This window comes from Diaphorobacter oryzae DSM 22780 (genome assembly GCF_059568935.1).
The window spans coordinates 40826-53102 of sequence record NZ_JCANUL010000012.1 but is presented as its reverse complement, the minus strand read 5'-3'; the positions used below and the strand labels follow the sequence as shown (position 1 = coordinate 53102).

At 71.0% G+C, this 12277-nt stretch carries 14 protein-coding genes and 1 riboswitch; of the genes, 10 read left to right on the top strand and 4 right to left on the bottom strand.

The window, feature by feature from the left end:
* Positions 1-3 precede the first annotated feature (3 nt).
* Positions 4-196: riboswitch (cobalamin riboswitch) on the top strand.
* A 47-nt stretch (positions 197-243) separates the two neighbouring features.
* A complete protein-coding gene (bluB, locus tag BP68_RS16065; protein ID WP_496373570.1) occupies positions 244-1005 on the top strand; it encodes a 5,6-dimethylbenzimidazole synthase in 762 nt (253 codons plus the stop codon).
* 68 nt (positions 1006-1073) lie between these two features.
* Positions 1074-2132, top strand: coding sequence for a nicotinate-nucleotide--dimethylbenzimidazole phosphoribosyltransferase (gene cobT, locus BP68_RS16060; protein ID WP_496373569.1), 1059 nt, complete (start codon positions 1074-1076; stop codon positions 2130-2132).
* A gap of 80 nt (positions 2133-2212) precedes the next feature.
* Here the strand turns inward: cobT and nth are convergent, their stop codons facing one another.
* Positions 2213-2851 (bottom strand): endonuclease III, encoded by a 639-nt coding sequence (gene nth / locus BP68_RS16055; protein ID WP_496373715.1) that lies wholly within the window; start codon positions 2849-2851, stop codon positions 2213-2215.
* A gap of 5 nt (positions 2852-2856) precedes the next feature.
* Positions 2857-3792, bottom strand: coding sequence for a LysR substrate-binding domain-containing protein (locus tag BP68_RS16050; RefSeq protein WP_496373568.1), 936 nt, complete (start codon positions 3790-3792; stop codon positions 2857-2859).
* A 118-nt stretch (positions 3793-3910) separates the two neighbouring features.
* Here BP68_RS16050 and BP68_RS16045 point away from each other — a divergent pair, with 118 nt between their 5' ends.
* The 7 genes from BP68_RS16045 (at position 3911) to BP68_RS16015 (ending at position 9657) form a co-directional block, all read left to right on the top strand.
* Positions 3911-5374, top strand: a complete 1464-nt coding sequence (locus BP68_RS16045; protein ID WP_496373567.1) for an amidase — start codon at positions 3911-3913, stop codon at positions 5372-5374.
* Between the two features lie 42 nt (positions 5375-5416).
* A complete protein-coding gene (locus BP68_RS16040; RefSeq protein ID WP_496373565.1) occupies positions 5417-6400 on the top strand; it encodes a Bug family tripartite tricarboxylate transporter substrate binding protein in 984 nt (327 codons plus the stop codon).
* Positions 6401-6488: 88 nt separating this feature from the next.
* Positions 6489-7685, top strand: a complete 1197-nt coding sequence (locus BP68_RS16035; RefSeq protein ID WP_496373563.1) for an aminotransferase-like domain-containing protein — start codon at positions 6489-6491, stop codon at positions 7683-7685.
* Positions 7686-7691: 6 nt separating this feature from the next.
* Positions 7692-7925 (top strand): SlyX family protein, encoded by a 234-nt coding sequence (locus BP68_RS16030; protein ID WP_496373561.1) that lies wholly within the window; start codon positions 7692-7694, stop codon positions 7923-7925.
* A gap of 24 nt (positions 7926-7949) precedes the next feature.
* Entirely contained in the window at positions 7950-8951 is a 1002-nt protein-coding gene (locus tag BP68_RS16025; RefSeq protein ID WP_496373559.1) for an aldo/keto reductase, read from the top strand.
* Between the two features lie 23 nt (positions 8952-8974).
* Positions 8975-9421 carry a CopD family protein gene (locus BP68_RS16020; protein ID WP_496373557.1) on the top strand — a complete coding sequence of 149 codons (447 nt, stop codon included), beginning with the start codon at positions 8975-8977 and terminating at the stop codon, positions 9419-9421.
* Entirely contained in the window at positions 9421-9657 is a 237-nt protein-coding gene (locus tag BP68_RS16015) for a DUF3820 family protein (RefSeq protein ID WP_496373555.1), read from the top strand. Before BP68_RS16020 ends, BP68_RS16015 begins: the two co-directional genes overlap by 1 nt.
* Before the next feature lie 80 nt (positions 9658-9737).
* Here BP68_RS16015 and BP68_RS16010 read toward each other — a convergent pair whose 3' ends face one another.
* Positions 9738-10337, bottom strand: a complete 600-nt coding sequence (locus BP68_RS16010) for a 3'-5' exonuclease (protein ID WP_496373553.1) — start codon at positions 10335-10337, stop codon at positions 9738-9740.
* A 159-nt stretch (positions 10338-10496) separates the two neighbouring features.
* Between BP68_RS16010 and BP68_RS16005 the strand changes: the two genes are divergently transcribed.
* Positions 10497-10817 (top strand): DUF6172 family protein, encoded by a 321-nt coding sequence (locus BP68_RS16005; RefSeq protein ID WP_496373551.1) that lies wholly within the window; start codon positions 10497-10499, stop codon positions 10815-10817.
* On the opposite strand, the gene BP68_RS16000 is transcribed toward BP68_RS16005, so the two are convergent.
* A complete protein-coding gene (locus BP68_RS16000; protein WP_496373549.1) occupies positions 10802-12097 on the bottom strand; it encodes a DEAD/DEAH box helicase in 1296 nt (431 codons plus the stop codon). The two genes, BP68_RS16005 and BP68_RS16000, sit on opposite strands and share 16 nt — an antisense overlap.
* Positions 12098-12277: the final 180 nt, after the last annotated feature.

Below are 12277 nucleotides of genomic sequence, written 5' to 3'. Positions count from 1 at the left end.
CTGCTATCATCGCCGCCCTCAGGTGCCCGCTGCCGCTGAGGCAACGGGAGAATCGGGAAGGCGGTGCGAATCCGCTGCGTGCCCAACGCTGTAAGGACGATGACCCCCGCACGATGCCACTGGCCGCCAAGGCCGGGAAGGCGCGGCGGGTCAGGTGAATCCAAGCCAGAAGACCGGCCTGAGCATTCATATCGTGCTGCAAGGCCGGGCAGTGCGTCGTTGATTCACGCACAGGGGACTGCCATGAATACCAGCGCGCCGGCGCCAGCCACGCAGAGCGTTCACGCCTTCACGCAAGAGGCCCGCGACGCCATCTACCAGACCATTTTTTCGCGCCGTGACGTGCGCGGGCAGTTCCTGCCCAGGCCGGTGCCCGATGAGGCGCTCAGCCGCATTCTCACCGCCGCGCACTACGCGCCCTCGGTGGGTTTCATGCAGCCCTGGAACTTCCTGGTGGTGCGCGCGCCCGAGACCAAGCGCCGGGTGCACGCCGCCTTTGCCAAGGCGCACGCCGAGGCGGCCGACATGTTCGACGGCGACAGGCGCGCGACGTACCAGCGCCTCAAGCTCGAAGGCATCGTCGAGGCGCCCCTTGGCATCTGCATCACCTGCGACCGCGCGCGCACCGGCTCCGTGGTGCTGGGGCGCACGCACATGAAGACCATGGACCTGTACAGCAGCGTCTGCGCCGTGCAGAACCTGTGGCTGGCCGCGCGCGCCGAGGGGCTGGGCGTGGGCTGGGTCAGCATCTTCCACCAGGCCGACCTGCAGGAGGCGCTGGGCATCCCCCAGGACATCATCCCCGTTGCCTACCTGTGCGTGGGCCATGTCAGCCACTTTCACGCCAAGCCCGAGCTGGAGACCGCCGGCTGGCTGCCGCGCCTGCCCATGGAAGACCTGGTGTTCTTCGAGCAATGGGGCCAGCGCGACGACCAGCAGCCGCTCATCGCCCATTTGCAGCGCGACCAGGCGGCGGCGCAGCACATCCGTCATCCCCAGGCCTAAACCGGGCCCCGGCCCTTGCCCGTACGCACGGGCCGTCCCCAGCCTTTTTGCTCACCGTTGAACACGACATGAATGCCTTTCTGCCCCCCGTTTGCGACCTGACCGACGCCACCCTCACGGCGCGCCTGCAGCACCTGATCGACCACAAGACCAAGCCCCTGGGCGCCCTGGGCCGGCTGGAGGCGCTGATGCTGCGCCTGGGCCAGATCCTGGGCAGCGAGGCGCCCGCGCTGCAGGCACCGCAGATGCTGGTGTGCGCGGCCGACCATGGCCTGGCCGCGCGTGGCGTGTCGGCCTATCCGAGCGACGTGACCTGGCAGATGGTGGAAAACTTCCTCGCCGGCGGCGCCGCCGTGAGCGTGCTGGCGCGCCAGCACGGGCTGCAGCTCACCGTGGCCGACTGCGGCGTGGCGCGCGAAATCACGGCGCGTGCAACGCAGCCCGGCATGCCGCGCCTTGTGAGCTGCCGCGTCGCCGCCGGCACGCAGGACGCGAGCATCGGCCCGGCCATGACGCAGGCGCAATGCGCACAGGCACTGGCCCATGGCATGGACATCGTGCGCGCCATGCCGGGCAATGCGCTGCTGCTGGGCGAGATGGGTATTGGCAACACCTCCGTCGCCTCGCTGCTGCTGGCGCGCCTGGCCGGCGTGCCGCTGGCCGAATGCGTGGGCCCCGGCACGGGGCTGGACGCCGCGGGCGTCGCGCGTAAGCGGGCCGTGCTGGAGCAGGCGCTGGCGGCCAACGCCGGCGCCACCGAACCGCTGGCCGCGCTGGCGGCGCTGGGCGGCTTCGAGGTGGCCACGCTCACCGGCGCCGTGCTGCAGGCCGCCAGCGAGCGCCGCGTGGTCGTGGTCGACGGCTTCATCACCAGCGCCGCCGTGCTGGTGGCCGCCCGCCTGCGGCCGCATGTGCTGCAGCGCTGCGTGTTCGCCCACCGCTCGGATGAGCGCGGCCACGTGCACATGCTGCAGGCGCTGCAGGCCGAGCCGCTGCTGCAGCTCCAGCTGCGCCTGGGCGAGGGCTCGGGTGCCGCGCTGGCCTGGCCGCTGCTGGAATCCGCCTGCCGCGTGCTGCGCGAGATGGCCAGCTTTGCCTCGGCCGGCGTGGCCGGCCCCAGTGACTGATTTTGCTATATAAATAGGAGCTTATTGCGCTTGATGGATAAGCGCTGCAGGCCTGTTTGGCTTTCAACTCCCGAGCGCCATCACGGCGCCGGCGTCTTGGGCGTGTAGCCACAGTACGGCGCCACCACGCATTCCCAGCAGCGCGGCTTGCGCGCCTGGCAGACGTAGCGGCCCAGCAGGATCAGCCAGTGGTGCGAGTCCACCGCGTACGCCGGCGGCACGCGCTTGAGCAGCTGCATCTCCACCGCCAGCGGGTTCTTGCCGGGTGCCAGGCCGGTGCGGTTGCTCACGCGGAAGATATGCGTGTCCACCGCCATGGTGGGCTGGCCGAAGGCCACGTTGAGCACCACGTTGGCCGTCTTGCGGCCCACGCCGGGCAGCGCCTCCAGCGCCTCGCGCGTGCGCGGCACCTGGCCGCCGTGCTGCTGCACCAGGATGCGGCAGGTCTCCATCAGGTTCCTGGCCTTGGTGCGGTACAGGCCGATGGTCTTGATGTAGTCCTCCAGGCCTTCCAGTCCCAGGTCGATGATGGCCTGGGGCGTGCCCGCCACGGGAAACAGGCGGCGCGTGGCCTTGTTCACGCCCACGTCCGTGGCCTGGGCCGACAGCAGTACGGCGGCGAGCAGTTCGAACACCGTGGTGTATTCCAGCTCGGTGTTGGGCATGGGGTTGGCGGCCTTCAGGGTGGCGAAGAAGGGCTCGATGTCCGTGGTTTTCATGCGGGTCATGGGGCGTTGTGCGTTGTCGTCGGTTCCGCTGCGGGCAGCAGCGCGCGCAGATGGTAGAGGAAGGCGCGCACGCCCTCGGGCAGGGTGCGGCCGGCCAGCGTCTGCAGCTCGATGGCCCGGTGGCTCAGGGCGCGCTCGCGGATCAGCGCGGCGTGCAGCTCGCCGCGGCGCACGCGCTCGCGCACGGTGACCTCGCCGCCAAGCGACAGCCCGCCGCCATGCAGCACGAAATGCGTGAGCGCCTCGAACTGGCCGGTGACCAGCGCCGGCTCGAACACCAGGCGGCGGTGGCTGCAGGCGATGTCGAACAGTTGGCGCGCGGTGTTGTCGTCATCGGGCAGGGCGATGGGGTAGGGGTGCATCTGCGCGAGCGTCACGCTGGCGTGGCAGGCCAGCGGATGGTCGGGCCGCATGATGGCGATCACGGGCGAGACTTGGTGGTGCTGCACATCGATGTCGCGCTCGGCCGCGCGGCTGTAGGTCAGGCCGATGTCGGCGTCGCCGTCCAGCACGGCCTGGGTCACGGCGGCCGGCGTGGCCGCCTGCAGGTGGAACTGCATGCCGGGGTGCTGCGCGCGAAACAGCGCCATCGCGCGCGGCAGGAACTCGATCGCGAAGCCCCCCGAGGCGCACACGCGGATGAGCCCGCGCCGCAGCCCCTGCAGCGCCTGGATGTCCGACACCACGCGGTCGGCCTCCAGGGCGCCGCGCCGGGCGTGGGCCGCCAGCAGCTCGCCCGCGGGGCTGGGCACCATGCCGCGCGGGCGGCGCTCGAACAGCGGAATGCCCAGCTGTTCCTCCAGGCCCGCCACCTGGCGGCTCACGGCCGACGGCGTGACGCTGAGCCGCACGGCGGCCTCGCTGACCGAGCCCGCGCGCACGACCTCAAGGAAGTAGCGCAGCGCGGTGTCCTGCAGGCGGTGGGCAAGCATGTCAGACCTTTCATGCCTTGCGTAAAACGCAAGGCGGCATCAAGAAAACGTCGATTGTCGGAAAACGAGGGGCTGCGTATCCTGCCCTGGCATTTGGCTGCCCAGCATGAGGAGTTTCATGGATTCATTCACCCCATCGGCCCGCGCGAACGCGATCGTCGAGTGGACGGCGACACAGCTGTCACGGGCCATCCATGCGCGCGAACTGTCGTGCGTGGAGGTGCTTGAGGCGTACTGCGCGCACATCGACCGGATCAACCCCGTGGTCAATGCCCTGGTGGCACCCGTGGACCGCGATGCGTTGCGCGCCCAGGCGCGCGGACTGGACGAGCGCCTGGCGAAGGGCCAGAGCCTGGGCCCGCTGCACGGCTTTCCGCAGGCGCCCAAGGACATCATGCCCGTGGCGGGCATGGTGACGACCAAGGGCTCGCCGCTCTTCGCGGGGCAGGTGTCGCAGGCCGACGCCGTCATCTTCGAGCGCATGCGCGCCGGCGGCAGCCTGTTCGTGGCGCGCAGCAATTCACCGGAGTTCGGCCTGGGCGGCCACACCTACAACCCGGTCTATGGCACCACGCGCAATGCCTTCGATCCCACGCGCTCGGCCGGCGGCAGCAGCGGCGGCGCGGGCGTGGCCGTGGCGCTGCGCATGCTGCCCGTGGCCGACGGCTCGGACATGATGGGCTCGCTGCGCACGCCGGCGGCGTTCAACAACGTCTACGGCCTGCGCACGTCCGCGGGCTGCGTGCCGCACGGGCCCACGGAAGAGGTGTTCTTCCAGCAGTTCAGCGTGGCGGGGCCCATGGCGCGCAACATCCCGGACCTGGCGCTGCTGCTGTCGGTGCAGGCGGGGTTCGATGCGCGCCTGCCGCTCACGCGCCGCGGTGAAGGGCGCCAGGACTGGGGCGCGCAGCTGGCGCGCGACTGGCGCGGCGCGCGCATCGGCTGGCTGGGCGATCTGGGGGGGCACCTGCCCACCGAGCCGGGCCTGCTGGACACCTGCCGCGCCGCGCTGCGGCACTTCACCGAGATGGGCTGCGTGGTGCAGGAGGTGCTGCCCGCCTTCGACTTCGAGCGCCTGTGGCGCGCCTGGATCGACCTGCGCAGCTTCAGCGTGGCGGGCGCCAATGGCGCGCTGTACGACGACCCTGCCCGGCGCGCGCAGCTCAAGCCCGAGGCGCTGTGGGAAATCGAGCGCGGGCGCGCCCTGTCCGCCATGCAGGTGTACGACGCGGCCCGCGTGCGCTCGGCCTGGTACGAGACGCTGCGCCGCCTGTTCGATTCCTGCGACTTCCTGGTGCTGCCGGCCGCCCAGGTGTTCCCGTTCGACGCCACGCTCGACTGGCCCCACGCCGTGGGCGGCCGCGCCATGGACACCTACCACCGCTGGATGCAGGCCGTGGTGCCCGCCACGATGGCCGGCCTGCCGGCCCTGGCGGCGCCCGCGGGCTTCGGGCCGCAGGGCCTGCCCGCGGGGCTGCAGATCATCGGGCCCGCCCAGGCCGACCTGGCCGTGCTGCAGATCGGCCACGCCTACGACCAGGCCAGCGGCTATGCGCGCCAGCGCAGCCCGCTGCTGGGTTGAGCCCCCCCATTTCCCAGACCTACTACAAAGGAGACCCGTGCCATGGCCTTGCTCACCCGTACCCGTTTTCTGGCCTGCCTCGCGGCGGGCGCGGCGGCGCTTGCCGCCCCCGCCGCTTTCGCGCAGGGCTATCCCGACCGGCCGATCAAGCTGATCGTGCCCTTTGCCCCCGGTGGCGCCACCGACATCCTGGGAAGGCTGCTGGCTACGGGCCTGACGGAGCGGCTGGGCCAGCCCGTGATTGTCGAGAACCGCCCCGGCGCGGGCACCGTGGTGGCGGGCAGCCTGGTGGCCAAGGCCCAGCCCGATGGCTACACGCTGTTCCTGGGCGCCAGCACCACGCTCACGCACAACCCGGCCATCCGCGCGTCGCTGCCCTACGACCCGCTGCGCAGCTTCACGCCGCTGGGCCTGGTGGCCGACATGGGCCTGGTGCTCGTGGCGCATGGCGACACCCCGGGCCGCACGCTGCAGGAGCTGGTGGCGCAGACCCAGGCGGCGCCGCAGCGGTTCTCGTACGGCTCGTACGGCACGGGCTCGTCGGTGCACTTCGGCGGCGAGATGCTCAAGACCGCCACGGGGCTGCGCATGATGCATGTGCCCTACAACGGCAGCTCGCCCAGCCTCACCGCGCTCATGGGCGGCCAGGTGCAGCTGGCGGTGGACACGGTGGTGGCCACCACGCCGCTCATCAAGGCCGGCAAGATCCGCGCCGTCGCCACGCTGGGCGCGCAGCGCCTGCCCCTGCTGCCCCAGGTGCCCACGGTGGCCGAGAGCGGCTTTCCGGGCTTTCACATGGACACCTGGTTCGCCTTCCTGGCGCCCGCCGGGCTGCCCGCGCCCATCCGGCTGAAGGTGGAAAAGGCCCTGGCCGACGTGATGGCCGATGCCGCGCTGCGCCAGAAGCTGGTGGACATCGGCCTCTCGCCCGCCTGGGGCCCGGGCAGCGCGCTGCAAGAGCGCATCGAGCGCGAGCTGCCTTTGATGCGCGCGGTGGCGGCGCGCTCGGACATACGGGTCGATTGATCGGGCCCGATTGACGGAAAGCTGCGGCGGGATTGGCGACAATGGGCGCTTCGCGTTTTCCATTCCGCCCACCGGGAGCCTTCCGCCCATGCAATTCGCCGACCGACTGAACAACGTAGAAACCTCCGCCATCCGCGAGCTGTTCAAGCTGCTGGGCAAGCCCGGCATCATCAGCTTTGCGGGTGGTTTCCCCGACAGCGCCATGTTCGACGTGGCCGGCATCCGCGCCGCCACCGAGCGCGCGCTGGACGAGGAGCCGGGCACCGCGCTGCAGTACGGCGCCACCGAGGGCTACCAGCCGCTGCGCGAGCAGTTGGCCGCCTTCATGCAGGCCAAGGGCGTGGCGGCGCTGGCGCCCGAGCAGCTCGTGGTCACCACCGGCAGCCAGCAGGCGCTGGACCTGCTTGGCAAGACCATGATCAACCCCGGCGACAAGGTGATCGTCGAGGGGCCCACGTTCCTGGCCACCATCCAGTGCTTCCGCCTGTATGGCGCCGAGGTGATCAGCGCCCCCATCGACGGCGAGGGCGTGCAGCCCGATGCGCTGGAGCGCCTGATCGTCGAGCACGCGCCCAAGCTGGTCTACCTGATTCCCACCTTCGGCAACCCCAGCGGGGCCACGCTCACGCTGGAGCGCCGCAAGCGCGTGCTGGAGCTGGCGGCCCGCCACCAGGTGCTGGTGGTGGAGGACGACCCCTATGGCGACCTGTACTTTGGCGAGCCGCCGCCGCCCAGCCTGCTGGCGCTGTCCAGCCAGGTGCCCGGCAGCCGTGAATGGCTGGCGCATTGCGGCTCGCTCTCCAAGGTGCTCTCCCCCGGCCTGCGCGTGGGCTGGCTGGTCGCGCCGCCCGAGCTGCTGGCGCGCGCCGTGATGTGCAAGCAGTTCAGCGACGCGCACACCAGCACCTATGCCCAGGCCACGGCCGCGCAATACCTCAAGAGCGGCGCCATGCCCGCCACCCTGGCCCATGTGCGCGCCGTGTATGCCGAGCGCGCCCAGGCCATGGGCGATGCGCTGCGTGCCGAGCTGGGCGATGCGGTGCAGTTCGTGCAGCCGCGCGGCGGCCTGTTCCTCTGGGTGCGCCTGACGGGCGCGCGCGGACAGGAGCGCGACGCGGGTGCGCTGGCCAAGCGCGCCATCGACAAGGGCGTGGCCTTCGTGCCGGGCACGCCGTTCTTCAGTCAGAACCCGGACCCGTCCACGCTGCGCCTGTCGTTCGCGACGGCGGACGTGGCCAGGATCCGCGAAGGCGTGGCCCGCCTGGCGCAGGCCCTGGCCGGCTGAGCGGGCATGACCGATACCGCGCAGCGCACGCAGCAGCTGGAACAGCGCATCGAGGCGCTGGAGGTCAAGGCCGCCTTCACCGAAGACCTGCTGGACCAGCTCAACCTGACCATCTACCGCCAGCAGCAACAGCTCGACGAGCTGGCGCGCACCGTGGTGCAACTGCGCCAGCAGATGCCCGAGGGCGGCGGCGGCGCGGCCGTGCGCAACCTGCGCGACGAGCTGCCGCCGCATTACTGAAACCATTCGCAAGAGGGCGCACCCATGCAATACCGCCATCTAGGCAAGAGCCAGCTCCTGGTGTCCCCGCTGTGCCTGGGCACCATGATGTTCGGCGACCAGACCGGCGAGGCCGAGGCCGCAGCCATCATCGCCCACGCGCGCGATCAGGGCGTGAACTACATGGACACGGCCGACGTGTACACCAAGGGCGCGTCCGAGCGCATGCTGGGCAAGCTGCTGCAGGGCCAGCGTCACGACTGGGTGCTGGCCACCAAGCTGGGCAACAAGATGTCCGACCGGCCCAACGAAAGCCGCTATGCGCGCAGCTGGATGCTGCGCGAGGTGGAGGCCAGCCTGGAGCGCCTGCAGACCGACCATGTGGACATCCTGTACCTGCACCGCGACTACGAGGGCATGGACCTGGAGGAGCCGCTGTTCGCCATCGAGGCGCTGCTGCGCGCCGGCAAGATCCGCTACTGGGGCGTGTCCAACTTCCGCGCCTGGCGCATCGCCGAGCTGGTGCACGGCGCGCGCCGCATCGGCATGCCCGGCCCCGTGGTGTGCCAGCCGTACTACAACCTGCTCAACCGCATGCCCGAGGTCGAGATCCTGCCGGCCTGCCAGCATTACGGCCTGGGCGTGACGCCCTACAGCCCGGTGGCGCGCGGCGTGCTCACCGGCAAGTACCTGCCGGGCCATGCACCCGAGGCCGGCTCGCGCGCCGGACGCGGCGACCGCCGCCTGGGCGAGACCGAGTTCCGTGAGGAATCGCTCGCGATCGCGCAGCGGCTCATGCAGCACGCCCAGGCGCGCGGCGTGACGCTGGCGCAGTTCGCCACGGCCTGGGTGCTGGCGCACCGCGGCGTCAGCTCCGTCATCGCCGGGCCGCGCACGCTGGCGCAGTGGCAGGACTATCTGCCCGCGCTGGACTACGCGGTCACGGCCGAGGACGAGGCGCTCATCGACAGCTTGGTGGCGCCCGGCCATCCCTCCACGCCGGGCTACACCGACCCGGCCTACCCGCTGCAGGCACGCCGCGCCTGAACCGCACGGCCAAGGGCGCGACCATGTACCCCTATGTCTTTGCCCTGCACCTGCTGGCCGCCACCGTGTGGACCGGCGGCCACCTGGTGCTGGCCCTCACCGTGCTGCCGCGCGCGCTGCGCCAGCGCTCGCCCCAGGTGCTGTTGGACTTCGAGCAGGGCTACGAGCATGTGGGCATGCCGGCACTGGCCATCCAGGTGGCCACGGGCCTGTGGATGGCGCTGCAGCTCGTACCCGACTGGGGCCAATGGTTCAGCCCCGATGCGCCGCTGGAGCGCGCCGTGGCGCTCAAGCTGGCGCTGCTGGCCGCCACGGCGCTGGTGGCCGCCCATGCGCGCCTGCGGGTGATCCCCACGCTGCGCGCCGAAACGCTGCCGCTGATGGCCTGGCATGTGGCGGCCGTCACGCTGCTGTCGATGGGCTTTGCGCTCACGGGCATGGCGTTTCGCTACGGCGGGCTGGGCATGTAATGGACATTCCCGGCTGCGACGCGCAGCGGCTGCAACTGCTGCTCACGCGCGAGATGCCCTTCGGCAAGCACCGCGGCACGGTCATCGCCGACCTGCCGGCCAACTACCTGCACTGGTTCGCGCGCGAAGGCTTTCCGCGTGGCGAGATCGGCCAGCTGCTGGCGCTCATGTACGAGCTGGACCACAACGGCCTGCGCGACCTGTTGGCGCCGCTGCGTGGGCAGTCGGCGCAGTAGTCATCAAATTTGATAGCTGCTGGCGATTGCTGTATAAGCGCTGGAGGCCTAAAACACTTGAAGTTTGGGCCCTGGCGCAGTCAGCTTGGCAGGCCCAGCGCGTGGAACACGCGCGCCGCTGCCCAGGCGTCGTTGGCGGCGTACACCAGTTGCGATTCGGTCAGGCGTGGGTTGGCCCAGTTCGAGGTGGCGGCCTTCTTGGACTTGATGAAGCGCTGCTGGAACAGCACGGCCACGGCGCCCTTGACGCCCATGTCCTTGCGGTAGCCCTGCTTGCGGAACACGGCGTTGAGTTCCAGCACGCCCTCGGGCTCCACGCCCAGCTTGGCGCTGATGCGCTTGCGGTCGTCGCCCAGGCCGAATCCGGCCTTGGTCACGCCGCGCAGGGCCAGCAGTTCGGCCACGCGGGCGCGGCAGCCGGGGTCGTGCAGCTGGAAGACCCAGGCGCGCTCCTCGGTGGCCAACTGCACGATGTGCGGGCCGTCGGAGACTTCGCCCTGTACGAAGGTGGGCTTGGATTCGGTGTCGAAGCCCCAGACCGGCACGGCGGCCAGCGCCGCGCAGGCCTTCTCGGCCTGGGCCGGCGTGGCGACCAGGTGGATGCGGTCGAGGCCCAGGCGCTCGAAGGGGGCGAGCATGGCGATCTGCTCTTTGCTGGGAGTGGTGTGGGTGGTGCGCATGAAAAGTCCTGGCGCAGGATACCGGGCTTTGCCCAAGGGCGCAGGGCCGCGCCGCATAATCACGCCCCTGCGCACCGCGCCCCCTGCGGGGCCGCCGGCGCTATCGACGCTCCAAGTCCCACAGGCTCCCGGGCGATTTCTCCGCACTGAAGGACTTCCATGCGCAAGACATTCCAGCTCCATATCGAAGGCAAGAACCCCGACCGCGTGCTTGACGCCACCAAGCACGCCATCCGCAAATACCTCCGGCGCGAGCGCGGCCGCGCACTGCCCGAGGGCGTGGACTACTGGGGCTTCGACTGCAAGTTCGGCCCGAGCCAGGACACCGCCGTGCCGGTGCCCGTGGGTTCGCTGATCCAGCGGGTCGATGCCCTGGCCAAGGAGGGCGGGACGCAGTTCTACCTGGAGATCCTGGCCTGCCACGGCCACCGCCAGGAGCCGCCGGCCCGCCAGGAGCAGGCGCCTCAGGCCGACGACTGAGGCGGCTTTCCGCCCTGGGCGTCGGCAGCCGCCGCCGCTGCAGCAGCGCGCAGCTTGTCCTTCTTGCTGGGGCGTTTGCCCTTGATGCCCCCCGTGCCGTGGGGATCGGTGACGCGCGCGGGCGCGGCCGTCTCGGTCGGCTCGAAGCCCGCGATCTGTTCGCGCGGCAGGGCCAGGTGCTGGCGCTTTTCGATGAGGCGGAAATGCGCCTCGGCGTCCGCCGTCACGAAGCTCACGGCCACGCCGGCCTCGCCCGCGCGCCCCGTGCGGCCGATGCGGTGCACATAGTCCACCGCCGAGCGCGGCAGGTCGAAGTTGACCACCGCGGGCAGTTGCGCAATGTCGATGCCGCGCGCGGCCAGGTCGGTCGTCACCACCACCTGCCAGCGCTCGTCCTTGAATTCCTGCAGCACCTGGCTGCGCGTGCCCTGGCTCAGGCCGCCGTGGAAGGGCGTGGCGTAGATGCCGGCCTGGTAGAGCTTTTCGGCCACATGCTCGGCCGCGTACTGCGTGGCGACGAACACCAGCACACGCGACCAGCCGTGCGCCTGGATCAGGTGGCGCAGCAGTTGCGTGCGGCGACGGGCATCGACGGCAATGGCGCGCTGCTCGATGGCCGGCTCGCTGCCCGGCGTGTGGGGCACTTCTACCCGCACCGGGTCGTGCAGCAGGCCGTCGGCCAGCGCCTGCACCGCCGCCGGGAAGGTGGCTGAGAAGAACAGGTTCTGCCGCTGCCCGGGCGACGCGGGCAGCAGGGCCAGCACGCGGTTCAGCTCGTCGGCAAAGCCCAGGTCGAGCAGGCGGTCGGCCTCGTCCAGCACCAGGTGCTCCACGGCGGACAGGCGCAGCGCGTTGTGCTGCACCAGGTCGAGCAGGCGCCCCGGCGTGGCCACCACGATGTCGGCGCCGCCGCGCAGCCGCAGCATCTGCGGGTTGATGGAGACGCCGCCAAATACGACGGCCACCTTGAGCGGCTGCTGCAGGTGCTGGGCCAGGCTGCGCAGCACCTCGCCCACCTGGGCGGCCAGTTCACGCGTGGGCACCAGCACCAGCGCGCGCACGCGCCGCGATCCGGTGGCGGCGCCCGGCAGCAGCTGTTGCAGCAGGGGCAGGGCGAAGGCGGCGGTCTTGCCCGAGCCCGTCTGCGCGGCGCCCAGCAGGTCCTGGCCCTGCAGGATGGCCGGTATGGCCGCCGCCTGGATGGGCGTGGGCGTGGAAAGGCCCAGCTGGCTGGCAGCGTGGACGAGGGCCGGGGACAGGCCGAGGGAGGCAAAGGACATGGGCGAACGGCGCCGGCGCGGCGCGCAAGGTGCGCGCAGGGCAGCGGCGCGGGCATGGGAGACAGTCGCGCATTGTCGCCGCAGTCGGGGTGGCGCCGGTGGCTGGCGGCCCGGGATGGCCCCGTGCTTGCCGGGTTTCACCATCCTGCGCTAGTGTGCCGGGCGCATCTGCAGAGAACC